Raw genomic sequence first — 24,647 nt, forward strand, 5'->3', positions numbered from 1 at the left:
CCCCCTCGCCCCCCGCCCCTCGCCGTCAGACGGCCGGATCGACGCCGCTGTCGCGATAGGCGGCGTGGAACCGCGGGTCGTTGAGGCTGGCGAGGAAGGCCTCCGCGGCCGCGCGGTTCTTCGAGCCCGGCATGACGCCGGCCGAGAAGGAGGAGACCTTCTGCAGCGCCTCGGGGAATTTCCCGACGAGCTCGATGCCGGGGACGACCAGCAGCTCGCTGACCTGCTGCACGGCCAGGTCGGCCTCGCCGGTCACCAGCTTCTCGGCGGTGAAGCCGGCCGGGATGACGGTGGCCCGGGAGCGCACCTCGGCCGCGATGCCGAGCTGCTCGATCACCGTCTCGAAATGGATGCCGCTGGCCCCGGCGCGCGAATAGGCGATGGAGCGCGCAGCCAGCAGGCTGTTGCGGAACTCGTCAAGGGTCGCGATCGGCGGATGCGCGGCGCCGCCGGCGACGGCCAGGCCCAGGCGCGAATGCGCGACCTCGACCCGGGTCGCCGGGTCGATCCGGCCATCGGCGATCAGCTGGTCCACCGATTCCCGGATGCCGACCAGGATATCGACCGCGCCGTCATCCCGGGCCCGCTCCATGATCAGCGTGGTCGGCAGCCATTCGACGGCGATGCGGTTGCCGGTGCGGGCCTCGTAATCGGCGATGATGCCGCCTTCGAAGGCGCCGCGCACCGCCAGGCCGGACCAGATGCGCACCGTTGTGGTGGTGACGTCGCTCGACATGGGGCAGACCCTTCGATGCTGGTGTTCAGGAGAGATCCGCGGCCGGCGCCAGGCGCTGGCCGCGCCGCGTTGCCGGGGCGGCGCGCGGGTGAATTCGATCGGGCCTGGGGGCGCCGCCACGGGCGGCTGTGTCCTGGACGGTTCCGGCGCGATGGCCGGAAGCGGCACCGTCGCTGATGGCGGTCATTCCGTCTCTCCCCGCCCCCGGCCCACGCCTCAAGCCGGACGTTTCGAGACCACATGGAAGCACTGCCACAAACCACGGTGGAAAACAGGTGTCAACACGGGCGGCGGGCGGCGCGCGGCGGCGAAGGGCGGTTCCAGAAGCCGCGGCGGACTGGCATAGAAGCGCCAGGAGAGCTGGCTCTCCTCAAGCAAAAAGGTCGTCCATGCCCCGCCGTATCCTGCTGCTGCACGCCACCCCGGTCGCCATGCCGCCGATCCAGTCGGCCTTCGCCGCGGTCTGGCCGGAGGCGGAGACCGTCAACCTGCTGGACGACGCGCTGTCGCTCGACCGGTCGCGGGAAAGCTCGCTGACGGAAGCGATGATCGAGCGCTTCGTGGCGCTCGGCACCTATGGCTTTCGCAACGGCGCGGATGGCATCCTGGTGACCTGCTCGGCCTTCGGGCCGGCCATCGACCGGCTGGCGGCGGCCCTGCCCATCCCCGTGCTGAAGCCGAACGAGGCGATGTTCGAGGCCGCCATCGGGCAGGGCCAGCGCATCGGCATGCTGGCCACCTTCGCGCCGTCGATCGAGACGATGACGGAGGAGTTCGAGGAATTCACCGGTCGCGGCGGCCGCGCCGCCACGCTCACCACCCTGCTGGTCGACGACGCCATCGCCCTGCTGAAGGGCGGCGATGCCGAGGCGCATAACCGGCTGGTCGCGGCGCGGGCGCCGGAGCTCGCCGGCTACGATGCCATCATGCTCGCGCATTTCTCCACCTCCCGCGCCGCGGCGGCGGTGCGGCAGGTGGTCGATGTCCCGGTGCTGACCGCGCCCGAGGCCGCCGTGCACCGCATGCGCGCGCTGATGCAGGCGCGCGCCTAGCGCGGCCTGACTCGCCGCTACCTGGCCAGGAAGCCGCGGACCAGGCTGACCGTCGCCGCCGGGTTCTCCTCCATGATCCAATGGCCGGAGGCGGGCACGATCCCCTCCTGCACATCGGTGGCGCCGGCGCGCATCACCGCCGCCATGCCGGCGCCGAAGGACTTCTCGCCGCCCAGCGCCAGCAGCGGCATGCGCAGCCGCGCCCCGGTCGCCAGCCAGGCGCGGTTGTCGATGGCGTCCTGGTCGAAGGCGGCGAATTGCGCGAAGCCCGAATGCATCGCGCCAGGCAGGGCGTAGAGCGCGGCGTAATGGGCGCGCGCCGCCTCGGTGAAGCGGGCCGGGTCGGCGGAGAACTCGTTCCAGAAGCGGTCGAGGTAGATGCGCTCGCGCCCCGCCACCAGCCGCTCCATGTCCGGGCCGCCGAAGCGGAAATGCCAGAGCAGCGGGTTCTTCAGGATCTCCTCCCAGGGGCCGACCCCGGGCACCGGCGCGTCGATCAGCACCAGCCGGCGGACCCGGTCCGGATATTGCGCGGCGAACTGGAAGGCCACCATGTTGCCGATGTCATGCGCGACCAGGTCGATCTCGCCGACATTGAGCGCCGCCAGCACGGCCGCGAGGTCGCCTGCCTGGGTCTTCTTGTCGAAGCCGCCGGGCGGCTTCGAGGACAGGCCCAGGCCGCGCAGGTCGGGGACGATCACCTGGTGGTCGCGGGCCAGGTCGGCCGCCATCGGGCCCCACATGTCGCCGGTCTCGCCATAGCCGTGCAGCAGCACGACGGCCGGGCCCGACCCGCCGATGCGGGTGTGCAGGGTGACGGCCGGGGCCTGGATGTCCTGGACCCGGAAGCCCGGGGGGAAGGGCTGCGGTTGCGCCATGGCGGGCCAGACGGCCATCAGGGCGCCGAGAAAACCGAAGACAAGCCGGTGCATGGTGGTGAGTTCCTGCTGAGGATCGAGGCCCGGATGCCGTCGGGCGAGGACGACCGTAGCGGACAGGCATCGTTCCGATTAGCGTGCCGGAAGACGACCTGGCCGCCGGGAAAGCCGAACGCATGAAGTTGGAGGGCCTCGCGACCTTTGTCGCCGTTGCCGAGGCGGGGTCGATCAGCGCCGCGGCGCGGCGCCTCGGCCTGTCGAAATCGGTGGTCAGCGACCGGCTGGCGGAGTTGGAGCGAGGCCTCGGCGCGCCGCTGCTGCATCGAAGCACCCGCAAGCTGACGCTGACGGAGGATGGCGCCAGCTTCCTTGAAAGCGCCGTGCAGATCACCCGCGAGGTCGAGGCCGCCACCGTCATGGTCGCGGAGCGGCGCGGCACGCTGCGCGGCCCGTTGCGCCTGTCGGCGCCGGTGACCTTCGGACGGATGCATCTCTGCCCTGCCCTGTATGGCTTCCTGGCGCGGCATCCGGGGGTGGAGCTGACCCTCGATCTGGACGACCGCCGGGTGGATGCGGCTGCGGATGGCTATGACGCGGTGATCCGGCACGGCCCGATCGCCGACAGCCGCCTGACGGTCTGGCAGCTGGCGCCGAGCCGCCGGGTCCTGGTCGCGTCGCCGGACTATCTGGAAAAGCACGGCGTGCCCGCATCGGTCGCGGCGCTGCAGGCGCATCGCGGCATCTACTACACCAACCGCAGCCACCTGGACTGGCGCTTCGTCGGGCCCGGCGAGGCCCAGGTCGCGCGCGGCCAGTTCGCGCTGCGCGTCAACAACGGCGATGTCATGCGGGATGCGGCGCTGGCCGGGCTGGGCATCGCCCTGCTGCCGAGCTTCATCGTGCATGCCGATGTCAAGGCCGGGACGCTGCGCGCCATCGAGCTCGGCGCCGACACGGAAGCCGAGTTCATCTACGTCGCCCATCCGGAAGGCCGGCGCGCCTCCACGAAGCTGCGCGCCATGGTGGCCGAGATCAAGGCCGCCTTCGGCGACCCGCCCTATTGGGACAGATGAAACGGGGCCAGGCGTCGATCGAAAGCCGGTTCCATCGGACGCTCGCTCTGGCCGTGGCTGGCCACTGCGACAGAGCCGTGCAAGTCGCCCATCGCCGCAGCGGAGTTGAAGAACTGCGTGAGCAAGGCACAGGTCGGCTTAGACACCAATACGGTGAGCCAGTAGCGACGGTACCTTGCGCCACGCCGGCCGAACGGGCTCCTTGATCAGCTGCGGCCTGGCACGCCGCGCACCCTCGGCGATGATGGGATGGCCGACACCGTCAGCCTGACGCTGGAGACGACGCCACCCGGCGCGACACGCTGGTCGCAAGGCTCGAAGGCGACGGCCTCTGCGTCGACAACCACGACGCCGATCCTTCAGCCTTCAGCTCGATCAGTTCGGCCAATGGCATCCCCGCTGCCATACCGCATGTCTGCGAGAGCACTTCGCAGATCGACAGGAAGCGCTACTTGGGGCGCTGGGCAATCCTGACAGACTATCCATCGTCAATAGAACCGCCGGCGCCAGCGCGCTCTCATCCTTGCCAGGGATTGGCTTGGAGGGAGTAATGGCTTTCAGCCGTTTGAGGCACGTTATGGCGCGCCGTGCCGCAACGGCGCCCTCACCCCGCCCGCAGATGCCAGCCCAGCGAGCCTGCCTGCGCCCGCCACAGCGTGGCAGAGGCGCCCCGCATCACACCTATCCCACCGGCATCGCGCACCGTGCGCAGCCGGTGGGCAATGATGAGCACCGTGCGGCCGCGGGCCAGCGCGGCGATCGCCGCCTGGATCTCCGCCTCGTTCTCCGGGTCCAGCTGGGCGGTGGCCCCGTCCAGCACCAGCAGCGGCGCGTTCTTCCAGCAGCGCCCGGGAGACGGTGTCGGCCCGGGCCGCAGCCGGGGCAGGAGGCGATGGCCATCCTCTACCACACGCCCGCCGCGGCCAATGGCCCGGCCCTGCGCGACGCCCTCCGCGCCGCGCTGCAGGCCTGCTTCGGGCTGCGGCCGGATTACGTTGTCCGCTGCAGCCGGCAGAGTTCCCCAAGGCCGCCCCGGGCAGGATCCAGCGGGGCCCGCCGTGCCGGCGCCCGCCCTAATGCGCTTTCACGTATTTTGGGCACCCATCGATTTTAGCGGCTTTCGATGGCGATGGCGGGGCCATGCTAGGGTGGGCGCGCTAGCGGCATTGGAACGCAGCACGTGAAGGGTACCGCCCATCAGCCGCTGGCCGACCACGCGATGCGTGCCGGGGCGGCCTTTGTTGCAGAATGCTGGATCTACCACCACCCAGGCCCCGTCGCTCAACCAATGCGACCCGCTCTTGCTGCCTCATCCAAACAACCACAGCGAATTAAAAGAGCATCGGCAGATCAACAATTCTCTCGGCGCCTCAGCCTAGGCCCGGCTGCCAAGCTCCACCACCTCGGCGGGCGAGAGACCGAGTTGCCCCATGGCAAAGCGCGCCGCGGCATCGAAGGGCATGTCGATCCTCTCCGGGCTGGGGCGCCCGCCATGGACGGTCGGCATGTCCTGCATCCCCAGGATCTTGCCGGCCCAGATCAGCAGATCGCAGCCGGGCACGGCGCTCGGCGCGATGCGCCGGGCGGGGTCGGGCAAGAAGACGATGCGGTCCTCGCCCTGGCCGCGCGGCGTGAGATCGATGAGATCGGCGGAATTCGGCGGCTGCCAGACCGCGTGATGCACGACCTCGTTGATCATCGAGGACCGGACGATCCAGCCGGGCACCACCTTGCCCCCGGCCTCGCGCACCCGATGCGCCACGTTGATGTGGCACTGGCCGCCGGCGTATCGCGGATCGACCTCGGTTAGCGGCAGGATGGCCGAGCGCGCCAGCCGCAGGCGCCGGAGGAACTGCTTGACGATGGCGGGCTTCGGCAGCGGTGAGGTCATCGGCGGGTCTTAGAGCATGAGGGCAGGAGAGCAAATCATCGAAAGCCCTGAATCACGCGGTCAAACAAGGCGCGGGGCGCAGGTTGCCGTCGTCTGTCCGACAGCGGCGTGCCCTGGTCCCGCGCGTCAGCCGCTCGGTCGGCGTGCCCGAGCGACCACCACCGCGCCGTTGCGCCGCGGATCGGCGGCACCGGCCAGACGCCCCGACAGCGGATCGCGGGCGATCGCCTGCATGCCGCCGACGCGCATGGTGAAGGCCTGCGGGAAGGCGCGGGCGTCATGCCCCCTGCCGCGCAGCTGGGAGACAACCTCCGGCGCGACGCGGTTCTCGATCTCCACCAGCCGGCCATCCCACAGCCGCGCCCGCGGCGCGTCGATGGCGGCCTGGAGCTCCAGGCCGAAATCCAGATGGCTGACCATCGCCTGCACCTGGGTCTGCAGGATGCCGTAGCTGCCCGGGGTGCCGAGGGCGAGGCAGGCCTTGCCATTCCGGGTCGAGATGCTGGGCGACATGCACATGGCCAGCGGCGCGCCGGGCCGCGCCAGGTTGGGGCTGCCCGGCTGCACATCCGCCCAGTAGAGGAAGTTGTTCAGCACCACCCCGGTGCCCGGCACCGCGACGCCACTGCCGAAGACCGAGCCCAGGCTCTGGGTGATGCAGACCAGGTTGCCCTCGCGATCGGCGATGGAGAAAGAGGTGGTGTGCCCCGGATCGGCGCCGGGCGGCGGCTCGCTGGTCCATTGCTCGGTCGGCCCCTGCAGCCCGGCGCCGGCGCGCAGCTGGTCCTGCAGCCGCCGGATATTCGCGTCCGACAGCAGCGCACCGAGCCGCGCCTCGTCGGGATTGTTGTCGGCGATGCGCAACCCGGCGGCGAGGCGGATGGCGCGCAGCACCAGGTCGAGATGCTCGACCGAGAGCGGCGCCAGCGCGCCGATGTCGAAACCCTCCAGCAGGCGCAGCGCCAGCAGGAACTGGAAGCCCTCGCAGGGCGGCGGCGGCACATGGATGCGCAGGCCCCGATAGTCGATGGCGAGCGGCTCGCGCCAGATGGGCGCCACGGCGGCGAGGTCCTCGAGGGTCAGCGTACCGCCCTGCTCGGCCAGGAAGGCGACGATACCGGCGCCGAGCGCGCCCTTGTACAAGACGTCCGAGCCGCCTCCCGCCACCTGTCGCAGCGTGGCGGCCAGCAGCGGCAGGCGCACCGCATCGCCCTCCCGCAGACTGCCGTGGAAGGGGAAGGCGGCGGCGAAGGCCTCGCCCGTGCCGGCGGCGGCGGCATGGCCGGGGCCGAAGCCGGTCACCTCCTCGACGCCAAAGGCGGAGAATTCGAAGCCGCCCTCGGCCAGGGCGATGGCCGGCGCCATCACCCGGGCCAGCGGCAGGCGGCCATAGGCCTGGTGCAGCATGCACCAGCCGGCCAGGTTGCCGGGGCTGGCCACGGCGGAGGCGCCGGACAGCAGCTGCTCGCGCGACGTGAAGCGCCCGGCCGGGAAGGAGCGCGGGATCGGCGGCACGAAGTCGAGCACCCTCACCCGCGCCTCCGCCGCGACCCACATGGTGGCGAAGCCCATGCCGGCCAGGCCGGACATATAGGGCTCGACGACGTTCAGCGCGGCGGCGACGGCGACGGCGGCGTCGAAGGCGTTGCCGTCGGCCTCGAGGATCGCGCAGCCGGCCTCGGAGGCGCGGCGATGCGCGCTGGCCACCATGCTGGTGCCGTCTGTTTCCACGGTGGATGCAGCAGCCGTCATCGTGTCACCTCCCTGTCGGCGGTCGCGCGGAATCGCGCAAGCTCTTCGCCGGCGCGCATGCTAGCCGGCGATGCGGCGCGCTTGGCCAAGCCTTATTAGCCTGCAGGCGGTTCGACCGCACACCCGCCACCTCCTGCCCTGCACATGGCCAGGCTAGTCGCCGTCCAAAGCCAGGCCGATAAGCCTTCGGCCTGCTTCGGCAAGGGCCGGCGCCGTGACCGCAGCAGTCGTGCCTGCAGGGCGACGCGCGGCCGGAAGGGTAAGGGTCGAATCTCGACACCCTTGGCGCGGGCGGCCAGCAGCGCGAAGCCGTCCAGCACGGTGATGCCGGCTTCCTCCGCGGCCTTGGGGCAGACGATCGGGGATTGCGAGACCGCGATGGCCACGTTCAGCAGCAGGTCGGCCTGCTTGAAGGAATGTAGCAGCAGGAACCGTACCGGCTGGTCTGGAGCCACGCAGATCAGCCTCCGTTGGGAATCGCCGACCGGCTTATCACCAGCCCCAGCCCCGACCCGATGGGGTCCACCGGCTGGATAACCTCCTACGACGGGTATGCGCGCAGCGACGGCAACATATCCGACCGGGCTGGACCGCAGTGCCGGAGCCGCGCGGGGCCAAGCCGTGTGTCACACGTCGGGATGGCAGCCAAGCTCAGCAAGCAACTTGACCCACCCGCATTCCGCCAGGGCGCTGACCCCCGCGGAAATCAGGAAAAGGCGGCGGGCTCGGATCAGACTGCCATCGACAAGGCTTACGATGCTGACCGCCTCCGCAAACCCCTGTTGGCGCAAAAACAAGGAAGTCGCTCCGCACAATCGGACCAGCCTTCCGCCCTATCCATTGCACCGCCGCGCTTATCGCAAGCGCAATGCCATCGAGCGTCTGTTTAGGCGTATGAAAGATTGGCGCCGCGTAGCCAGTTATCACGACCCCCTCACCAGGAACGGTCTCTCTGCCGCCGCTCCCGTCGCAACCGCTTTCTTTTCCAGACTGCCTCGATAAAATCGTCAGCTTGGAGGCTGTATAATCCCGCGACTGGTGTGGCGACCTTGTTGCGCATAGAGCTGGCGAAGGTGACGAGATGGAGATTGGCGATGATGCCACCGTAACGCTCTTGGTTTTCGACTAACCGTCGGAAACGGGTGGCCCAGGCAAAGGCTCGTTCCATCACCCAGCGTCGCGCCAGCAACATGAAGCCATGCTGTGCTTCTGGCAGTTTCACGACCTCGAGCTCGATGCCAGACGCCTTCGCGGCCTTCGGCAAGCCGGCGAAAAGATACGGCAGGGATACTGTAAAGTAGACCAACAGGACGCGCGTCGCCTCCTGGCCGAGGCGAACGCAGATCTGGCGCATGGTGCTTTGAACCCGGTGTGCGGCTCGGTGCTGCCGGCTGGCACCTAAATATACTTATTGCCCTCATGGCTGGCCGAGTTTCCCGGCGGCGTCACCCCGTGAGTGACCGAACATTGCCCCCGTCATCTCGACGGAACGGTCCCATAGTCGACCCGCAGCGACCGGGTCCAGCGAGGCCGTCGGCGACCTGGCATCGACGGGATAGCCGCGGGTCTCGCCAAGCCTGTCCGGTCCATAGTAGCCGCCCTTGCGGGCCTCCCGCGCCGTCGCCGCGAACAAGGCAGGCAATGCGCCCTGGGCTGCAGGCTGGAACAGGAACCAGAGCAGCGACCGGGCGAGACCCGGGGCGCTGAAGCGGCCCGGCGCATTGTGCAGAAGATCGGTTCGCGAGACGCCGGGATGGGCGGCGATGCTGGTGACGCCGCAGCCATCCTGATCGCTGCGGCGCTGCAGCTCGAAGGCGAAGATCAGACAGGCAAGCTTGGACTGGCTGTAGGCCCGCATGGGCTTGTAGCGTTGCTGCGAGTGCAGGTCATCGAAGTCGATGCGGCCGCCTCGTGCTGCGACGCTCGACAGCGTGACGACGCGCGGGTCCCTGCCGCGCCGGAGCAAGGGCATCAGATGCGCGGTCAAGGCGAAATGGCCCAGATAATTGGTGCCGAACTGCAGCTCGAAGCCATCGGCCGTGACCTCGCGCCGCGGCGGCGTCATGACGCCTGCATTGTTGATCAGGACGTCGATGCGCTCGCGGCCGGCGGTCAGCCGCTGGCCGCATGCAGCGATCGATCTGAGATCCGCCAGGTCGAGACGTTCGAAGGAGATCGCCGCGCCAGGAACCTCTTTCCTGATCCGCGCGACGGCTTCCTCGCCCCGGGCCGGATTGCGCCCGGCGATGATCACATCGCCGCCCGCCCGTGCGAGCGCGAGGCCGCTCTCGAAGCCGAGGCCGCCGGTGCCGGTCACTACGATCGTGCGTCCGCGCTGCGACGGCATATCCTTGCTGGTCCATCTTACGGACATGAGAGGTGTATTCTCCTGGTCGGGATCTCTGATGAAGCGCGCAGGCGACGATGCATCCGCCTTGCCGCGCCGTCTTCCGGGCGCTGTACGGGAGGCGAGGCTATTTCTCTGCCCAGGCGGAGAGAGCGTCGCCGGACACCGCCAGCTGCGGGGCCGGCGGTGCCACGCGGCGTCGCCGCCGCAGCAGCCAGGCCAGCAGCCCGGCGGCACCCTCGACCGCCACCAGGGCGCCGAGCACGGTGAGGCCGGCCTCGCCCGCCTGCCACCCGGCGCGGCGCAACAGGTGCCCGGCCATGGCGAGCAGCGTGATCCAGCACAGGGAGCCGAGCGCGGTCGCGGCCAGGAAGCCGGGCAAGGGCAGCCGCAGCACCCCGGCCGGCAGGGCCTGGAAGATCCGCACCGTCGGAATCAGCTGTCCCAGCATGGTCAGCCCCAGCGAGTGCCGGCGATAGCCTGCCATCAGGCGGTCATAGAGCGCGGGCGTCAGCAGCAGCCATCGGCCGTGGCGCTGCACCAGAGCGCGCGTCCTTCGGGCGCCCACCATGGCGCCCAGCCCATACCAGGCGAGCGCGCCACCCATCGAGCCCACAGCCGCCACCAGGCAGCGCGAGGCCAGTTCCTGCATGTCCCGGGCACCGATGCCCATCGCTGGATACAACAGGTAGGACGGCAGGATGGGGATGAACTTCTCGACCAGCGCGGCAAGGAACACAGCCTCTAGGCTGGCCGCCTGCAGCAGCGCGTCCAAGGCGCTCAAGCCCGTCCAGCCTGATGATCGAGCAACCTGTAGGTCCAGACCCGGGCCGGCCAGAGGTTGCGCCAGATCATGCCGGAGCCATTGGCGCGCAGCCTCGGCCGCGGCGCCGGCACCGGCGATCGGACCATATAGGTGAATTGGACGAACGGCGCGTTGGCGGCGGCGTGGCGCAGACAGTGCATCACCAGCCTGAGGCGCTGCGAGGGAGCGCGGACCAGCAGCGGCAGGCCGGCGACGATCGCTGCCGCCGGCGCGTCGAGCTGCCGCAGCAGGGCTGGCGCGCCATAGGCATCGGCCTGCAGCACCCGCGCCATCGGCCAGCGCTGCCGCAGCAGCGAGCAGAACACCGGGTCGGACTCTACGAGCACGAGGCGCGCGGGGTCGACGCCGCGCTCGACCAAGGCGCGGGTGATGGCGCCGGTGCCGGGGCCGAGCTCGATGACCGGCCCGGGAATGCGGTGATCGACACGGCTGGCCATGGCCCGCGCCAGATCGGGGCTGCTTGGCTTGAAGGCCCCGGCGCGCAGGGGGTCCTGCGCCCAGGAACGAAGGAACAGGAGGTTATCGCGCCCTGTGCCAACCGGCACCGTCGCAGGCGCAGCCTCGGAGAGAATTTCTACAGACATCGGCATTCCCGCCTTTCCGTTGGGGAGCGGCAGGAAGCTGGTGGCGCTTCATGTCTGCCGTGTTTCCTGCCTGCCGATTCTGCCCGCGCCGGGGCCCCGACATTCGCCAGCAACAATGTGGCAGGAAGCTGCGTGCCGGAGCCGATCCTGCGCAGGGCTTAGAGAGGAGCGATGGAGGACGTGACGCACAGCATCCTGGTGGTGGATGACGATGCAGGCATTCGCGAGGTCATCGCCGACAGCCTGCGGGGCCACGGCTATCGCCTGTTCGACGCGCCCGACATCCTCTCCATGGAGCGCGTCCTGGCGGCGGAGCGGGTGGACCTGGTCCTGCTCGATGTGCTGATGCCCGGCGAGAGCGGGCTTTCAGCCTGTCAGCGCCTCGCCCGCGGGCCGCATCCCCCGGTCGTCATGCTTTCCGCGCTCGACACGCCCCCCGATCGGATCGCCGGGCTCAATGCCGGGGCGGACTATTATGTGGGGAAGCCAAGCAGCCCCGCCGAGCTGCTGGCGGTGGTGCAGGCGACGCTCCGCCGTGGCGTGCAAGCCACCGCCCGGGACTTCCGCCCGCATCGGATCGGCTTCCTGGGCTGGATGGCCGATTTCAGCGCGCATGAGCTGCGCGACCCCCAGGGGGTGCTGGTTCACCTGACGGACGGGGAGATGATCATGCTGAAGGCCTTCGTGGAACGCCCGCGCCGCGTGCTGACGCGCGATCAGCTTCTGAACGCGGCGCGCGGACCGCATAGCGACGCCTTCGACCGGGCGGTCGACGTCCAGGTCAGCCGGCTGCGGCGGAAGCTTCGCGCGGCCGGGGACGAGCTGATCCGCACCATCCGCAGCGAGGGATACATGTTCGTCCCCGCCACGCACCGCCTGTAGGGAGAAACATCCTTGAAGCGCCCCGCCCTCCCGCTCGTCGCCCGCACCGCCTTCATCCTGATTGCCTGTGTCCTGCTGGTGCAGATCATGAACATGGCGATCTTTCTTGTCTGCCCGCCGGTGCCGCTTGGCCCGGTGAGCTTCGGCACGATGCGGCAGGCGCTGATGGATGGCCATTATGGGCGCGGGCTGGAGATCAGGCAGGCGCCGCCCCAGGACATCCGGCTGCAGGAACCCGTGCTGGCCCCGCTGCGCGACCTGATGGCGCAGCGGCTGGACTTGCCGTCGGCCGCCCTGCGGCTGGAATTCGCCGGGGTTGCCTGGATGTCCTTCGAGGCCGTCGCCGCGGCGCAGGCGGCCGCCGCGATCGATGCGCCGCCCGGAAGCCTGGACACGGAGCGGGTGGATTTCGCCGGCGGCCTCAAGATCGCCCGTCAGCTGCAGGATGGGGATTGGCGCGTCGTCAACCCCTCGGCCTCGGCGATCCGCAGTTGGGTGGGGCTCGCCGTCACCTGGGTGGTCGCGACCATCCTCTTTGCCATCCCTTGCGCCTATCTCGTCGCCTTCTGGTTGTCGCAACCGATCCGGCTTTTCGCCGAGGCTACCGAAAGGCTCGGCCGGAACCCGCGCGAGCCCGACCTGGAGCTCGATGGTCCGCGCGAATTGCAGGGTGCGGTCGTGGCTTTCAACGAGATGAAAGCCCGGCTCAGCCGGTATGTGGACGACCGGCTGGGGATGATGAGCGCGATCGCCCATGACCTGCGGATCCCCCTCACGCGCCTGACCTTTCGGCTGGAGCGCGCGCCGGAGGCCATTCGTGTCCGCGCCGAGGCGGACATTGCCGAGATGCAGCGCATGCTGGGCGCGGTGCTGTCCTTCGTGCAGAAGACCCATGCGCAGCGGCCCCGGCAGCATCAGGAGCTTCGTTCCCTGCTCAGCAGCATCGCCGACGACATGACCGACATGGGGCGCGACGTCGTCCTGGAAGAAGGCCCCGACATCATTCTCCAGGCTGACGACATCGGATTGCGCAGCCTGTTCACCAATTTGATCCACAATGCCGTGGTCTATGGCGGCGTGGCGCGGGTGCGACTCAGCCGCCAGATGGGCACCGCGGTGGTCGAGATCGAGGATGACGGGCCCGGCCTTCCTCTCGAGGAGCTGGAACGGGTCTTCGAGCCCTTCTACCGCGGCGAGAAATCGCGCAACCGCGCCACCGGTGGGATTGGGCTGGGGCTCGCTTTGGTGCGTTCCGTCGCCGTCGCCCATGGCGGCTCGGCCACGCTGGAAAACCTGCGGGCCGGTGGGCTGAGGGCACGGGTCGTCCTGCCCGCCTGACAAAGCCCCGGCCCCACGCTTTGGCGCCTCCCTTCTCGATCGCCGCCCGCGCGGAGGCGGCGCCAGGCGGTATGTCGGGGTCGAGCGGGGCCTCCAATCGAAGTCGATCCTGGCGCCTGTCGCAGCACTCCAAGGAACATCCCGGGTGGATGCTGCCAGCCGAACCGGCCCGACATCCCCGATGGCTGCGAATGGGGAGATTCTTGGGGGAGACATGGGCCAGTCATTTTCGTTTGTTCTTTCGGATCCGCCTGCCTTCTATTTGTTGGCTCCATGTTTTGGCCCCGGAAGCTGTAATTGAGCGGCCGCGCGGCGCTTTTCCGAAGTATTAATTGACACTAATTCTCAACCGCATTAGATGGCAATGTCGCTGTTAACTACGGAGTTTTCCGTTGCGCTTCCTCCTCCAGCTTGCCGTCTTCATGCTGCTCGGCCTCTCCGCCGCGGGCGCCCAGGAGCGGCCGCTGCGCGTCGTCGCCCCCTTCGAGATCCTCGGATTGGAGCCGGCGCAGGCCGGGCACATCTTCCTGCGGATGGACGTGGCCGAGACCCTGGTCACCTTCAACCGCGACGGCACCGCGGCGCCCGCCCTGGCGCAGAGCTGGACCCTGTCGGACGACCGCCGCGAATGGCGCTTCAGGCTTCGCGGCGACGCCCGCTTCCATGACGACACACCGGTCACCGCGGAAGCGGTCGCCGCCAGCCTGCAGCGGTCGCGCGGCAAGGGCGGCGTGCTCAGCCAGATCGCCCTGGCCTCAATCGCGGCCGAGCAGGGCACGGTGGTGATCCGCACGCCCGAGCCCTTCGCGCCGCTGCCGGCGTTCCTGGCGAATTACTCCTCGATCATCCTGGCGCCGGCCTCCTTCGACGCGGCCGGCAATGTCGCGCGCATCCTGGGCAGCGGCCCCTACCGGGTCACCTGCCTGGCGCTGCCGCTGACCCTGGAGGCGGAGCGCTTCCCCGGCTGGACCGGGACGGCGCCGGCCTTCGCCCGCGTCGCCTATCTGTCGGTCGCCCAGGGCGAGAGCCGCGCCACCATGGCGGAAAGCGGCGAGGCCGACCTGGCGCTGACCCTGCCGCCCACCGCGATGCGCCGCCTGGCCAGCAACCCGCAGGTCGAGCTGCGCTCCGAGCCGGTGCCGCGCACCCGCATCCTGCTGGTCAATACCCGCGACCCGCTGCTAGCCGATCTTCGCGCCCGGCGCGCGATCAGCCTGGCCATCGACCGCGCCGGCATGGCCGCCGGCATCCTGCGCAACCCGGCCGCCGCCGCCACCCAGCTGCTGCCGCCGGTGCTGGCGGGCTGGCACGACCCCGCGCTGGCGCCGCTCGCGCATGACCCGGCCGAGGCCCGGCGGCTGCTGGCCGAGCTCGGCTGGAAGCCCGGCGCCGATGGCATCCTGGTCCGCGACAACCGCCGCTTCCGGCTCAGCCTGCGCACCCTGACCGTCTTCCCCGAGCTGCCGACCATGGCCGCCGCCCTGCAGGCGCAGCTGCGCGAGATCGGCATCGAGGTCGAGGTGCAGTCGGTCGGCGCCGCCGAGATCCCGGCCGCCCGCGCCGATGGCTCGCTGCAGCTGGCGCTGGGCGCGCGCAACTATGCGCTGGTGCCCGATACGCTCGGCGTGCTGCAGGAGGATTTCGGCCCGGAGGGCGCGGTCTGGGGGGCGATGGGCTGGTCCTCGCCGGCGCTGCTCGACGCCTTCCGCCAGCTGGGCGCGACCTTCGACGCGGCCGCGCGCGCCGCGCCGCGCCGCGTCGTCACCGGCATCCTGCAGCAGGAGCTGCCGGTCATCCCGCTGTCCTGGCTCGACTACAACCTCGCCGTCAGCCGGCGGGTGACCAATGTGCGCTTCGACCCCTACGAGCTGAGCTACGGCCTGCGCGACATCCGCCCGGCGCGGTGAAGCGGGGCCGATGTTCGTCGCCCGCCTCCTGCTGTCGCGGGCGCTGCAGGCGGTCGTCGCGGCGCTGTGCATCGGCTGCTTCAGCTTCGTGCTGATGCAGATGCTGCCCGGCGACGTCGCCTTCCGCGTCGCCGCCGCCCGCTACAGCGCCGACCTGATGTCGCTGCAGCTGGCCGAGGCGGTGCGCGGCACCCTGGGGCTGGACCGGCCCTGGCCGCTGCGGCTGCTGGACTGGCTGCGCCAGGTGGCGGCGCTGGATTTCGGCCGCTCGCTGGTCAGCAACCGCCCGGTGGTGCTGGAGGTGGCCGAGCAGCTGGGCCGGTCCCTGGCGCTGGCCGGCGCCGCCCTGGCGATGACGGTGGCGCTGGCGCTGCCGGTCGGCATCCTGGCCGGGCTGGCGCCGGGGCGCTGGTTCGACAGCCTGTCGCTGCTGCTGGCGACGCTGTGCCGCTCGGTGCCGACCTATGCGCTGTGCATCGTCGCCACGGCGATCTTCGTGCTGCGGCTGCGCTGGTTCCCCTCGGCCGGCTTCGACGGCTGGTCGTCGCTGGTGCTGCCGGCGGCGGTGCTCAGCCTCGGCATGGCCGCCGTCACCTCGCGGGTGATGCGCGACAGCCTGGCGCGGACCGAGGCCGCCGCCTTCTTCCGCTACGGCCGGCACAAGGGCCTGCCGGAATGGGCGGTGGTCTGGCGGCACGGGCTGCGCAACGCGTTGATCCCGGTGGTGGCGGTGCTGGGCCAGCAGACCATGGTGCTGATCGAGGGCGTGGTGGTGGTGGAGACCCTGTTCTCCTTCCCCGGCATCGGCCAGGCCATCGTCCGCGCCGTCTTCTCCAGCGACGTGCCGATGATCCAGGCCACCGCCCTGGCGCTCGGGCTGATCTTCGTCCTGGTCAACACCGTGGTCGACCTGCTGTGCCTGTGGCTGGACCCGCGCGCGAGGACCGCCCGGTGACCGGACGCCTGACCGCGCGCCTGGCCGCCAGCCGCTGGATCGGCGCCGTGCTGCTCGCCGGCGTGGTAGGCTTCGCCCTGCTCGGGCCCTGGCTGATCGCCGCCGATCCGCACCGGCAGAACCTGGGCAATATCCTGGCGCCGATCGGCGGCGGCGACCTGCTGGGCACTGACCAGCTCGGCCGCAGCATGCTGGCGCGCCTGGCCGCCGCCTCGCGCCTGTCGCTGGCGCTCGCCCTGGCGGCGGTCGCCGGCGCCGCGGCCACGGGCGTGCTGCTCGGGCTGCTCGCGGCCAATGGCGGCCGGCTGGTCGAGCGCGGCCTGTCGCTGCTGGCCGATGCGGTGATGGCGCTGCCCAGCGTGCTGCTGGTGCTGCTCTTCGCCAGCCTGGGGCCGGGCCAGTTCGTCTTCATCTATCTCGGCCTGGCCAGCTACCAATGGGTCGAATATTTCAGGGTGACGCGCGTCGTCGCCAGCGCCGAGCTGCGCCGGCCGCATGTGGAGGCGGCGCGCCTCAACGGCTTCTCCCGCCTCTATGTCGCGCGGCGCTTCCTGCTGCCGGTGCTGGCGCCGGTGCTGGGCACGCTGATGGTGTTCAACCTGGCGACGTCGATCTTCACCATCTCCGCCCTGTCGGTGATCGGCATCGGCCTGCGCCCGCCGATCGCCGAATGGGGCACCATGACGATCGAGCTGCTGCCCTATTACGACGAGGCGCCGCTGCATGCGCTGCTGCCGACCGCCATGGTGGCCGCCACCGTGCTGGCGCTGCACCTGCTGGCCGGGCGGGGCGCGCGGTGAGGCGCGGCGGGCTGCGGGTCGAGCGGCTGGCGGTGCGGGGTGCTGCCGGCCCGATCCTGCACGACGTGTCCTTCGCCGTGGAACCCGGCGGCACCTTCATCCTGCTGGGCGAGAGCGGCTCGGGGAAGTCGCTGGTGCTGCATGCGCTGATGGGCACGCTGCCGCCCGGGCTGCAGGCGACCGGCCGCGCCTTCTGGGGCGAGACCGAGCTGCTGGCGCTGCCACCGCGCCAGCGCCGCCAGCTGTGGGGCCGCGAGATCGGCCTGCTGCCGCAGGAGCCCTGGCTGGCGCTGGACCCCTCGATGCGGGCGGTCGAGCAGGTGGCGGAGGTGCATCGCTTCCAGCATGGCGCCCGGCCCGCGGCGGCGCGGCGGCTGGCGCGGCTGGGGCTGGCCGCCTTCGGCCTCGGCGGCCATGGCGGGCATTACCCGCACCAGCTGTCGGGCGGCATGTGCCAGCGCGTCGCCCTGGCCACGGCGCGCGCCGGCCAGGCGGGGCTGTTCCTGGCCGACGAGCCGACCAAGGGCCTCGACGCCGCCCGCGTCGACGAGGTGGCGCTGGGGCTGCAGGCCGCTGCCGCCGATGGCCAGACCAGCGTGGTGGTGACGCATGACCTGGCGCTGGCGGCGCGGCTGGGCGGCGAGGCGGCGGTGCTGCTGGAAGGCCGGCTGCTGGAGCGCGGGCCGGTGGCGCAGCTCGTGTCGACGCCGTCGCATGACTATACCCGCGCCCTGGTCGGCGCCCTGCCGGTGAACTGGCCGGACCGGGCGCCGCCGCCGCCGCCCGGCCCCGCCGTCATGGCCGGCCGCGGCCTGGCCAAGTCCTTCGGCGGCCGCAGGCTGTTCGACGGGCTCGACCTCGGCATCGCGGCGGGGCAGATCGTCGCCGTCACCGGCCCCAGCGGCTGCGGCAAGTCGACGCTGGGCAACATGCTGCTCGGCCTGGCGCGGCCGGATCGCGGCGAGGTGCGCCGCCAGCCCGGCATCGCCGCGCACCGCTTCCAGAAGCTGTATCAGGATCCGCCGAGCTCCTTCGCGCCGCACCTGGCGGTCGGCCGCGGCTTCGCCGACCTGGCGCGGCTGCACGGCACGGCCTTCAGCGCCGTGCCGCCGATCCTGGCCCGGCTGGGCCTGGCCGAGACGCTGCTGCAGCGGCCGCCCGGTCAGCTGTCGGGCGGCGAGCTGCAGCGGCTGTCGCTGGCGCGCTCGCTGCTGCTGCGCCCGGTCTTCCTCTTCGCCGACGAGCCCAGCTCCCGCCTCGATCCGCTGGCGCAGCGCACCGTCATGCAGCTGCTGGCCGAGCTGGCCGCGGAGGAGGATCTCGCCGTGCTGCTGGTCACCCATGACGAGGCGATCGCCGCGAAGATGGCCAGCATCCGGCTGCGGCTGTGACGCGCCGGCGCGGCGCTCAGACCGTCGGCACCGTGCCGCCGTCGATGACGTATTCAACGCCGCTGATCGCGGCGGCGCGCGGCGAGACGAGGAAGGCGACCAGGTCGGCGACCTCCTGCGGAAGGGCCGGGCGGCCCAGCGGGATGCCGCCCAGGCTGTCCATGATGATCCGCTTGCCGCCTTCGTAGTCGGTGCCGGCCTGGTCGGCGAGGCGCTCCGCCAGGCGCACCGAGGCCTCGGTCTCCACCCAGCCGGGCGAGACCCGCACGACGCGCACGCCCTTCGGCGTCACCTCCTTCGACAGCGCCTTGCTGTAGGTGGCCAGGGCGCCCTTGGCGGCGGCATAGGCGGTGGTGGATTCCGGCAGCGGCAGCGTGCGCTGGATCGAGGTCACATGGATCACCACGCCCGCTCCGCGCGCCACCATGCCCGGCACCAGCGCGCGGTCGAGGCGCACCGCCGCCATCAGGTTCTGGTTGATCTCGGTCATCCAGGTCGCGTCGTCGAGCGCGGCATAGCCGCCGCCGGCGGCGCTCGATCCGCCCAGCACATTGACCAGGATGTCGACGCCGCCGAGCTCGGCCCCGGCGAAGTCAGCGAGGCGGGCGCAGCCCTCGGCCGACAGCAGGTCGGCCGCGAGGAAGCGAACCCCTTCGGGCAGAGCGTCGGGTATCGACCGGGCGGCCGTCACGACGCTGGCGCCCGCAGCCAGCAGCGCCGCGACCACCGCGGCGCCGACGCCCTTGCTGCCGCCGGTTACCACGGCGCGCTGGCCGGGCAGATCGATCCACCGCCCGCTCACGCGCCGATCTCCAGCTCGGCGACGCGGCCGTCGCGCAGGGTGAAGCGGTGGTTAAGCGTCAGCGGGCTTCCAGGAAACTCGCCGGTCACCTCGGCCGGGACGATCACGGTATTTCCCCGCGCCTCCACAGACAGCGGGCGGGCCGTGGAAGGCGTGCGCGCCATCGTGTCGACTCGCCAGTCGCGGATCGCCTGGATCCCGCGATGGTCCCTGGCCTCGTCATGGACGACAGCCTCCGCCGCGAAGACGCTGGCCAGCGCGACGAGATTGGCGTCCGGGGCGAGACCGAAATAGGTGGCCACGGGATGAGGCAGGTGCGGCATGTCGTCTCCTGTGATCCGTCGTTGCGGTTCCAGGGAGATCGCCTTAAGCAGAGATCATGACAAGTACGCACGAAAAAGTAGGGTACGCACCTGAAAGTAAGCGCACCCCCTACACGCCGCTGACCGCAGCATCCGGCGTCGAGGCGGTCATCCGGATGCTGGAAGGCCGTTGGAAGCTGGTGATCCTGTTTCACCTGTTCGGCGGCCAGCTGCTGCGCTTCTCCGATCTCGAGCGCGCGATCCCCGCCATTTCGCAGAAGATGCTGATCCAGCAGCTCCGCCAGATGGAGACGGACGGTATCGTCACCCGCATCGTGCACCACCAGGTGCCGCCGAAGGTCGAGTACGGGCTGACACCATGGGGTCAGTCGCTGTGCCCGGCGCTGGACGCGCTGCTGAAATGGGCGGAAGCCAAGTCATAGGCGGGAAACTTCGCCAGGCGAGGCCCGATGCGACGCCCCCGTCACCGGAGGCCGGCTGGCCGCAGCCATCTCCGCTTCCCGGCTGACGGACCACGCCACGCCCCGACAAGCCCAACGCCCTCCCGCTGAGCACCATCCGGGACGTCCAGGCTGAAGACTCAATCGGATCGGCCAGAAACAGGCGGTTGCGACGAGGGCCACGGCGGAGAGGACGTTCCTGGCGAGGCGGTCGTAGCGTGTCGCGATGCGGCACCAGTCTTTCATGCGCCGGAACATGCGTTCGATGACGCTGCACCTGCGGTAGGCATGGCGGGACGGGATAACCACCTCGGCGCCTTGCGCTGCCAAGGGCCTGCGGAGGTGATCGATATCCTAGGCCTTGTCGGCCAGCAGGCGGCGAGGCCAGGCGATGCCGTTCAGCAGGCTGGCGGCGACGCTGATGTCGGCGACGGTGCCCGGCGTCAGGACGAAGGCGAGCGGTCGGCCTTCAGCATTGGCCACAGCACATGTGCTGGCCGCGCTGATCCTGGCCTGGCAGGCGCTGCCGCAGCTTGGCGTCATCCGGCCGCTGTTCCTGCCACCGCTCAGCCAGGCGGTGATGGCGGGGCTGACCGACTGGCGCGGCTATGGCGCCGCCCTGGCGGTGACCCTGGCCGAGGTGGCGCTGGCGCTGCTGCTGGCCTGTGGCGGCGGCATCCTGGGCGGCGCGCGGCTGGCCAGCACGCGGGCCGCCCGCCGGCTGGTGCTGCCGCTGGTGGCCACCCTCTATGCCGTGCCGCTGGTCATCCTCTCCCCGGTCTTCGCCGCCTGGTTCGGCATCGGCCCGGCCTCCAAGGTCGCCTTCGCCACTATCTGCGGCCTGTTCCTGACGCCGCTCGGCACCGTCGCCGGGCTGTGGACCAGCGAGCCGCTATTACCTGCTGACCGCGCGCAGCCTGGGCGCCAGCCGCTGGCAGCGCATCCGGCACGTCATGCTGCCCGCCGCCCTGTCGACCCTGCTGGCCAGCCTTCGCCTCGGCGGCACGCTGGTCATCGTCGGCGTGGTGGTGGCCGAGATGCTGGCCGCCGCGGCGGGCATCGGCTTCCTCATCACCTCCGCCCGCACCGTGCTGGACAGCCCGCGCGTCTTCGCCGGCCTGCTGCTGGTGCTGCTGCTGGCCGCGCTCTTCGACCTTTCCATGCGCGCGCTCGAACGCGCCCTCGGCCACCGCGCCACGCCATGAACAAGGTTTCCTTCGCCATGACCGAGACGCTTCCGCCACTGCCCACAACCATCGTCGGCAGCTATTCGCAGCCGGCCTGGCTGGTCGACCACGAAGCCCTGCGCAGCCGCCGGCGTCGAAGGCACCACCGCCGTCCATCTTTGTTTCGGCTACGCCGACATGGTCGACAGGAAGCCCAGCGGCTACGATTTCCTGCCCGAGCTGACCGCCTGCGTCGCGCAGCAGATTGCCATCGAGGCGGCGCAGCCGAAACTGGACCTCGCCGTGCTGAAGGATCTTCCGGGGAAGACGGTGACGGTCGGCGTGCTGGACCTCAGCGCCGCCGACGTCGAAACGCCGGAGGCGGTCGCCGGCCGCATCCGCACCGCCCTCGACGTGCTGCCGCCGGAGCGGATCGTTGTCGCCCCGGATTGCGGCATGAAGTACCTGCCGCGCGCGCGGGCCTTCGCCAAGCAGAAGACCATGGCCGAGGGCGTGGCGCTGCTGCGCCAGGCGCTGTGACCGCCCTGCGGCCGGGCGGCAATGTCGCGGTGAAGGACGAGATCCGCGAATACTGCACACAGCGGGCCGGGACCTTCGACCTGTCGCCCGGCCATGGCATGGCATGGCGACCATGGCGGAGCGCGAGGCCTGGGCCACGCTGCTGCGCCGCCATCTGGGTGCCGAGGCGCGGCAGGTGCTGGAGCTCGCCTTCGGCACCGGCGAGGTGACCGGCGTGCTGCTGCCGATGGGCCTGTCGGTCACCGGCCTCGACCTGACCGAAGCAATGTTGTGCCGGGCGAAAGCCAAGCATGCCGGGGCGCCAGGGCTGCGGCTGTTCCTGGGCGACGCCGAGGCCACCGGCGAGCCCGGCGCCGCCTACGATGCCGTGGTCAGCCGCCATCTGGTCTGGACGCTTGTGGACCCCGCCGCCTTCCGCGACTGGCACCGCGTGCTGCGGCCCGGCGGCCGCGTGGTGATCGCCGATGGCGACTATGTTCGCCAGGGCGCGTTCGACCGTCTGCGGCTGCGCCTGTCGAACTGGCTGGCGACAGCCCAGGGGGCAACGAGCCCCGCCATCGACTGGGCGGCGCATGCGGCGATCCAGCGTCAGGTCTTCTTCCGTGAGGGCCTGCGGCCGCAACCGCTGCGCCGGATGCTTGAGGAAGCAGGCTTCACCGATTTCCGGCTGGAGCGGCCGCGTGGTCCGCATGCGGCGCAGCGACGCGGCGCACCACTGCGGCAGAAGCTGCGCGTCGGCATCTGGAACAGCTTCGTGCTGTCCTGCGGCAAGCCGGATTGACGCTGGAGGCCATTGTCCTTCCCGCTTGGGGACGGCCGGGACATCTTCTGATGACACCGATAAAAGCGTGTCAGCCACGCCAGGTTCGGCGAAGTGCGGATCGCCGATTTAGAAGGTGCAGACTGCGGCACGCCGCGTGACGAATGGTCGACCATGAAGCCTCGACCTTCCCCCCGGCAACGGCATCGATGACAGGAAGGACGTCAGCGCCAGCGGGGTGGCGCACCCATCACGGGCGGACGCTGCGTTCCTCGATCAGCTTTCTGTAGTTCGCCTGGACGCGCTCCGCAGCCGTCGACAGATGCGCTTCCAGGATGGCAAGCGCGGTGGCAGCGTCCCGACGTTCGCAGGCGTCGAGCAAAGCCCCGTGCTCCGCGGTGATGTAGCCCGGCACCGCCGCGGCGCCGCGCGCCACTAGCGTCGCATTGCCATATCGGTGGGAGATCGCGTGCGCCTGCTCGATGAAGGCGAGGATGTGGCGACGACCGCAGGGCGCATAGAGCGCCATGTGGAAGCGCAGGTTCCAGGCGAAGAGCTCCTCGACAGCGAATCCCTGCTCCACTTCCTCCAGCATTGCCCTGGCAAGCCGGGTGTCGCGGCTGGTCAGGTCCGGGATGGCCAGGCGCAGGGCCAGCGGCTCCAGGGCCAGCCGCGCCTCCCAGGCGTCCTGCAGCTCCAGGCTGCTTTCCGGCGCGACGACGAAGCCCCTGTTCCGCTCGAAGCCGACCAGCCGGACGCCCTCGAGTTCCCGGAGAGCTTCCCGCACCGGGATGGTGCTGACCTCCAGCGCGCGCGCCAGCGGCTCGATCCGCACCGCCTCTCCCCCAGGCAGCAGGCCGACGATGATGGCCTCGCGCAGCACGGCGGCGACGAAGGCCGGGACCGGCCTCTCGTCCCGGCCGACCCTCGCGGCGATGGCCCGCAGGCGATCCTGCCGGTCATCCATCTCGGATGCCGGGTCGGCGGCGGTGCGGGGCCGGGGTCGGCGGGATTTGAGGGCAGCGGGCGATGTCACGACTTTGATTATGTCCGATCCCAGGGGGCTGAAGGCAAGAGGCGGCAAGGACTCGATATCATATACGTTGACTATAAATCGTATATGATTTCTGATCCTTGAAGGAGGACACCATGCCCAGCTGCCATCACCTTCCCCTGGCCGTTGCCTTGCTCCTGGCATCGGCCCTTCCCTCTCCCGCATCGGCCCAGACCCAGCCGCCGCCACCCTCCTCCAGCGACACCCTGACGGTGGTGCGGTCGCGTGGGGTGGTGAATTGCGGCGTCAACAGAGGCGTGCCCGGCTTCGCCGCGCCGGACTCCACCGGCATCTATCGCGGCCTGGATGTGGATGTGTGCCGGGCGCTGGCCGCGGCCATCTTCGGCGACGCGAACAAGGTCAGCTACCGGCCGGTCACCGGCCAGACGCGGTTCCCGGCGCTGCAGAGCGGCGAGATCGACGTCCTGACCATGGAGGTCACCTGGACCTTCGCCCGCGATGCCGGGCTCGGCGTCAACTTCACGGCCATCAACTACTATGACGGCCAGGGTTTCCTGGTGCGCCGGTCCGCAGGCGCGCGTTCGGCGCGCGACCTGGACGGCGCCTCGATCTGCGTCTCCCCCGGCAGCGCGACCGAGCTCACTTTGGCCGACTATTTCCGCCAGCACCGCATGCGCTTCACCCCGGTGGTCATCGAGCGCGGCGACGATGCCGCCCAGGCCTATGTCAACGGCCGCTGCGACGTGCTGACGACCGACCGGGGCCTGCTGGGCGCCCGGCTCAGCGCCACCATTCCGCGCCCCGAAGAACACGTGATCCTGCCCGACATCGTCTCGAAGGAACCCTATTCGCCCGTCGTCCGCCAGGGCGACGACCGCTGGGGCGACATCGTCCGCTGGACCATCTGGGCGATGATCGAGGCCGAGGAATACGGCGTCACCGCCGCCAATGCCGAAGCGATGCGCGCCAGCGACCATCCGACCGTGCAGCGCCTGCTCGGCGTGGTCGGCGACTTCGGGCCGATGCTGGGCCTGCGTCCGGCCTGGGCCTTCGACATCATCCGCCAGGTCGGCAATTACGGCGAAAGCTACGACCGGAACCTGACGCCGCTCGGGCTCGAGCGCGGCATCAACCGGCTGTGGCGCGACGGCGGCCTGCTCTATGCGCCGCCGATGCGCTGAGGCCGGCT

Annotated in this window: 27 protein-coding genes; 13 read left to right on the forward strand and 14 right to left on the reverse strand. The window is 70.5% G+C overall.

Annotated elements, in window-relative coordinates; genetic code table 11:
• Positions 1-25: 25 nt before the first annotated feature.
• Positions 26-736, reverse strand: coding sequence for a substrate-binding domain-containing protein (locus GVN67_RS06270; RefSeq protein ID WP_159993910.1), 711 nt, complete (start codon positions 734-736; stop codon positions 26-28).
• A 389-nt stretch (positions 737-1,125) separates the two neighbouring features.
• Here GVN67_RS06270 and GVN67_RS06275 point away from each other — a divergent pair, with 389 nt between their 5' ends.
• A complete protein-coding gene (locus GVN67_RS06275) occupies positions 1,126-1,788 on the forward strand; it encodes an aspartate/glutamate racemase family protein (protein WP_159993912.1) in 663 nt (220 codons plus the stop codon).
• 17 nt (positions 1,789-1,805) lie between these two features.
• Here the strand turns inward: GVN67_RS06275 and GVN67_RS06280 are convergent, their stop codons facing one another.
• The gene (locus tag GVN67_RS06280) at positions 1,806-2,720 is read right to left on the reverse strand and encodes an alpha/beta fold hydrolase (RefSeq protein WP_159993914.1); all 915 of its coding nucleotides are present in this window, start codon (positions 2,718-2,720) and stop codon (positions 1,806-1,808) included.
• A 122-nt stretch (positions 2,721-2,842) separates the two neighbouring features.
• Here GVN67_RS06280 and GVN67_RS06285 point away from each other — a divergent pair, with 122 nt between their 5' ends.
• Positions 2,843-3,739 carry a LysR family transcriptional regulator gene (locus GVN67_RS06285; protein WP_159993916.1) on the forward strand — a complete coding sequence of 299 codons (897 nt, stop codon included), beginning with the start codon at positions 2,843-2,845 and terminating at the stop codon, positions 3,737-3,739.
• Positions 3,740-4,343: 604 nt separating this feature from the next.
• Here the strand turns inward: GVN67_RS06285 and GVN67_RS06290 are convergent.
• The 8 genes from GVN67_RS06290 to GVN67_RS06325 form a co-directional block, all read right to left on the reverse strand.
• Positions 4,344-4,559 carry a hypothetical protein gene (locus GVN67_RS06290; protein ID WP_159993918.1) on the reverse strand — a complete coding sequence of 72 codons (216 nt, stop codon included), beginning with the start codon at positions 4,557-4,559 and terminating at the stop codon, positions 4,344-4,346.
• A gap of 555 nt (positions 4,560-5,114) precedes the next feature.
• On the reverse strand, positions 5,115-5,630 hold the full coding sequence (locus GVN67_RS06295) for a hypothetical protein (RefSeq protein ID WP_159993920.1): 516 nt from the start codon (positions 5,628-5,630) through the stop codon (positions 5,115-5,117).
• A 126-nt stretch (positions 5,631-5,756) separates the two neighbouring features.
• Positions 5,757-7,382: a gamma-glutamyltransferase family protein gene (locus GVN67_RS06300; protein ID WP_159993922.1), complete on the reverse strand. Its 1,626-nt coding sequence runs from the start codon at positions 7,380-7,382 to the stop codon at positions 5,757-5,759.
• 95 nt (positions 7,383-7,477) lie between these two features.
• Positions 7,478-7,837 (reverse strand): hypothetical protein, encoded by a 360-nt coding sequence (locus GVN67_RS06305; RefSeq protein WP_159993924.1) that lies wholly within the window; start codon positions 7,835-7,837, stop codon positions 7,478-7,480.
• Between the two features lie 479 nt (positions 7,838-8,316).
• On the reverse strand, positions 8,317-8,736 hold the full coding sequence (locus GVN67_RS30590) for a hypothetical protein (protein ID WP_200845146.1): 420 nt from the start codon (positions 8,734-8,736) through the stop codon (positions 8,317-8,319).
• A 63-nt stretch (positions 8,737-8,799) separates the two neighbouring features.
• On the reverse strand, positions 8,800-9,756 hold the full coding sequence (locus GVN67_RS06315; protein ID WP_159993926.1) for an SDR family oxidoreductase: 957 nt from the start codon (positions 9,754-9,756) through the stop codon (positions 8,800-8,802).
• 100 nt (positions 9,757-9,856) lie between these two features.
• Positions 9,857-10,513 carry a DedA family protein gene (locus GVN67_RS06320; RefSeq protein WP_159993928.1) on the reverse strand — a complete coding sequence of 219 codons (657 nt, stop codon included), beginning with the start codon at positions 10,511-10,513 and terminating at the stop codon, positions 9,857-9,859.
• On the reverse strand, positions 10,510-11,145 hold the full coding sequence (locus tag GVN67_RS06325) for a class I SAM-dependent methyltransferase (RefSeq protein WP_200845147.1): 636 nt from the start codon (positions 11,143-11,145) through the stop codon (positions 10,510-10,512). The genes GVN67_RS06320 and GVN67_RS06325 overlap by 4 nt, the downstream gene beginning before the upstream one ends.
• Before the next feature lie 165 nt (positions 11,146-11,310).
• On the opposite strand from GVN67_RS06325, the gene GVN67_RS06330 reads away from it, so the two are divergent.
• The 6 genes from GVN67_RS06330 (at position 11,311) to GVN67_RS06355 (ending at position 18,412) form a co-directional block, all read left to right on the forward strand.
• A complete protein-coding gene (locus tag GVN67_RS06330) occupies positions 11,311-12,021 on the forward strand; it encodes a response regulator transcription factor (protein WP_159993930.1) in 711 nt (236 codons plus the stop codon).
• Positions 12,022-12,033: 12 nt separating this feature from the next.
• The gene (locus GVN67_RS06335; RefSeq protein WP_159993932.1) at positions 12,034-13,359 is read left to right on the forward strand and encodes a cell wall metabolism sensor histidine kinase WalK; all 1,326 of its coding nucleotides are present in this window, start codon (positions 12,034-12,036) and stop codon (positions 13,357-13,359) included.
• A gap of 392 nt (positions 13,360-13,751) precedes the next feature.
• Positions 13,752-15,266 (forward strand): ABC transporter substrate-binding protein, encoded by a 1,515-nt coding sequence (locus GVN67_RS06340; RefSeq protein ID WP_235034981.1) that lies wholly within the window; start codon positions 13,752-13,754, stop codon positions 15,264-15,266.
• Positions 15,267-15,276: 10 nt separating this feature from the next.
• Positions 15,277-16,221 carry an ABC transporter permease gene (locus GVN67_RS06345; RefSeq protein WP_159993934.1) on the forward strand — a complete coding sequence of 315 codons (945 nt, stop codon included), beginning with the start codon at positions 15,277-15,279 and terminating at the stop codon, positions 16,219-16,221.
• Positions 16,218-17,021: an ABC transporter permease gene (locus GVN67_RS06350; RefSeq protein WP_159993936.1), complete on the forward strand. Its 804-nt coding sequence runs from the start codon at positions 16,218-16,220 to the stop codon at positions 17,019-17,021. Before GVN67_RS06345 ends, GVN67_RS06350 begins: the two co-directional genes overlap by 4 nt.
• Entirely contained in the window at positions 17,018-18,412 is a 1,395-nt protein-coding gene (locus GVN67_RS06355) for an ABC transporter ATP-binding protein (protein ID WP_200845150.1), read from the forward strand. The genes GVN67_RS06350 and GVN67_RS06355 overlap by 4 nt, the downstream gene beginning before the upstream one ends.
• Positions 18,413-18,428: 16 nt before the next feature.
• Here the strand turns inward: GVN67_RS06355 and GVN67_RS06360 are convergent, their stop codons facing one another.
• Positions 18,429-19,214, reverse strand: coding sequence for an SDR family oxidoreductase (locus tag GVN67_RS06360; protein WP_159993940.1), 786 nt, complete (start codon positions 19,212-19,214; stop codon positions 18,429-18,431).
• Complete coding sequence (locus tag GVN67_RS06365) at positions 19,211-19,537, reverse strand: nuclear transport factor 2 family protein (protein ID WP_159993942.1); 327 nt, start codon at positions 19,535-19,537, stop codon at positions 19,211-19,213. Before GVN67_RS06365 ends, GVN67_RS06360 begins: the two co-directional genes overlap by 4 nt.
• 56 nt (positions 19,538-19,593) lie before the next feature.
• On the opposite strand from GVN67_RS06365, the gene GVN67_RS06370 reads away from it, so the two are divergent.
• Positions 19,594-19,959 (forward strand): helix-turn-helix domain-containing protein, encoded by a 366-nt coding sequence (locus GVN67_RS06370; protein WP_159993944.1) that lies wholly within the window; start codon positions 19,594-19,596, stop codon positions 19,957-19,959.
• 372 nt (positions 19,960-20,331) lie between these two features.
• On the opposite strand, the gene GVN67_RS06380 is transcribed toward GVN67_RS06370, so the two are convergent.
• Positions 20,332-20,520 (reverse strand): transposase, encoded by a 189-nt coding sequence (locus GVN67_RS06380; protein WP_159993948.1) that lies wholly within the window; start codon positions 20,518-20,520, stop codon positions 20,332-20,334.
• Between the two features lie 359 nt (positions 20,521-20,879).
• Here GVN67_RS06380 and GVN67_RS06385 point away from each other — a divergent pair, with 359 nt between their 5' ends.
• The 3 genes from GVN67_RS06385 to GVN67_RS06395 all read left to right on the forward strand — a co-directional run bounded on the left by GVN67_RS06385 (position 20,880) and on the right by GVN67_RS06395 (position 22,464).
• The gene (locus tag GVN67_RS06385) at positions 20,880-21,182 is read left to right on the forward strand and encodes an ABC transporter permease (RefSeq protein WP_255430374.1); all 303 of its coding nucleotides are present in this window, start codon (positions 20,880-20,882) and stop codon (positions 21,180-21,182) included.
• Between the two features lie 159 nt (positions 21,183-21,341).
• Positions 21,342-21,683: a hypothetical protein gene (locus GVN67_RS06390; protein WP_159993950.1), complete on the forward strand. Its 342-nt coding sequence runs from the start codon at positions 21,342-21,344 to the stop codon at positions 21,681-21,683.
• Positions 21,684-21,786: 103 nt separating this feature from the next.
• The gene (locus GVN67_RS06395) at positions 21,787-22,464 is read left to right on the forward strand and encodes a class I SAM-dependent methyltransferase (RefSeq protein WP_159993952.1); all 678 of its coding nucleotides are present in this window, start codon (positions 21,787-21,789) and stop codon (positions 22,462-22,464) included.
• 229 nt (positions 22,465-22,693) lie between these two features.
• Here the strand turns inward: GVN67_RS06395 and GVN67_RS06400 are convergent, their stop codons facing one another.
• Positions 22,694-23,410 (reverse strand): GntR family transcriptional regulator, encoded by a 717-nt coding sequence (locus GVN67_RS06400; RefSeq protein WP_159993954.1) that lies wholly within the window; start codon positions 23,408-23,410, stop codon positions 22,694-22,696.
• A 182-nt stretch (positions 23,411-23,592) separates the two neighbouring features.
• Here GVN67_RS06400 and GVN67_RS06405 point away from each other — a divergent pair, with 182 nt between their 5' ends.
• Positions 23,593-24,639 carry an amino acid ABC transporter substrate-binding protein gene (locus tag GVN67_RS06405; RefSeq protein WP_159993956.1) on the forward strand — a complete coding sequence of 349 codons (1,047 nt, stop codon included), beginning with the start codon at positions 23,593-23,595 and terminating at the stop codon, positions 24,637-24,639.
• Positions 24,640-24,647 lie beyond the last annotated feature (8 nt).

Source organism: Roseomonas sp. 18066 (assembly GCF_902706185.1).
Classification (GTDB): domain Bacteria; phylum Pseudomonadota; class Alphaproteobacteria; order Acetobacterales; family Acetobacteraceae; genus Pseudoroseomonas.

What these genes read in the sequence shown, in the direction of transcription:
- GVN67_RS06270 (WP_159993910.1), bottom strand. Translation starts at nt 736, where the DNA reads ATGTCGAGCGACGTCACCACCACAACGGTGCGCATCTGGTCCGGCCTG.
- GVN67_RS06275 (WP_159993912.1), top strand. Translation starts at nt 1,126, where the DNA reads ATGCCCCGCCGTATCCTGCTGCTGCACGCCACCCCGGTCGCCATGCCG.
- GVN67_RS06280 (WP_159993914.1), bottom strand. Translation starts at nt 2,720, where the DNA reads ATGCACCGGCTTGTCTTCGGTTTTCTCGGCGCCCTGATGGCCGTCTGG.
- GVN67_RS06285 (WP_159993916.1), top strand. Translation starts at nt 2,843, where the DNA reads ATGAAGTTGGAGGGCCTCGCGACCTTTGTCGCCGTTGCCGAGGCGGGG.
- GVN67_RS06295 (WP_159993920.1), bottom strand. Translation starts at nt 5,630, where the DNA reads ATGACCTCACCGCTGCCGAAGCCCGCCATCGTCAAGCAGTTCCTCCGG.
- GVN67_RS06300 (WP_159993922.1), bottom strand. Translation starts at nt 7,382, where the DNA reads ATGACGGCTGCTGCATCCACCGTGGAAACAGACGGCACCAGCATGGTG.
- GVN67_RS30590 (WP_200845146.1), bottom strand. Translation starts at nt 8,736, where the DNA reads ATGCGCCAGATCTGCGTTCGCCTCGGCCAGGAGGCGACGCGCGTCCTG.
- GVN67_RS06315 (WP_159993926.1), bottom strand. Translation starts at nt 9,756, where the DNA reads ATGTCCGTAAGATGGACCAGCAAGGATATGCCGTCGCAGCGCGGACGC.
- GVN67_RS06325 (WP_200845147.1), bottom strand. Translation starts at nt 11,145, where the DNA reads ATGCCGATGTCTGTAGAAATTCTCTCCGAGGCTGCGCCTGCGACGGTG.
- GVN67_RS06330 (WP_159993930.1), top strand. Translation starts at nt 11,311, where the DNA reads ATGGAGGACGTGACGCACAGCATCCTGGTGGTGGATGACGATGCAGGC.
- GVN67_RS06345 (WP_159993934.1), top strand. Translation starts at nt 15,277, where the DNA reads ATGTTCGTCGCCCGCCTCCTGCTGTCGCGGGCGCTGCAGGCGGTCGTC.
- GVN67_RS06365 (WP_159993942.1), bottom strand. Translation starts at nt 19,537, where the DNA reads ATGCCGCACCTGCCTCATCCCGTGGCCACCTATTTCGGTCTCGCCCCG.
- GVN67_RS06370 (WP_159993944.1), top strand. Translation starts at nt 19,594, where the DNA reads ATGACAAGTACGCACGAAAAAGTAGGGTACGCACCTGAAAGTAAGCGC.
- GVN67_RS06380 (WP_159993948.1), bottom strand. Translation starts at nt 20,520, where the DNA reads ATGACGCCAAGCTGCGGCAGCGCCTGCCAGGCCAGGATCAGCGCGGCC.
- GVN67_RS06390 (WP_159993950.1), top strand. Translation starts at nt 21,342, where the DNA reads ATGGTCGACAGGAAGCCCAGCGGCTACGATTTCCTGCCCGAGCTGACC.
- GVN67_RS06395 (WP_159993952.1), top strand. Translation starts at nt 21,787, where the DNA reads ATGGCGACCATGGCGGAGCGCGAGGCCTGGGCCACGCTGCTGCGCCGC.
- GVN67_RS06400 (WP_159993954.1), bottom strand. Translation starts at nt 23,410, where the DNA reads ATGGATGACCGGCAGGATCGCCTGCGGGCCATCGCCGCGAGGGTCGGC.
- GVN67_RS06405 (WP_159993956.1), top strand. Translation starts at nt 23,593, where the DNA reads ATGCCCAGCTGCCATCACCTTCCCCTGGCCGTTGCCTTGCTCCTGGCA.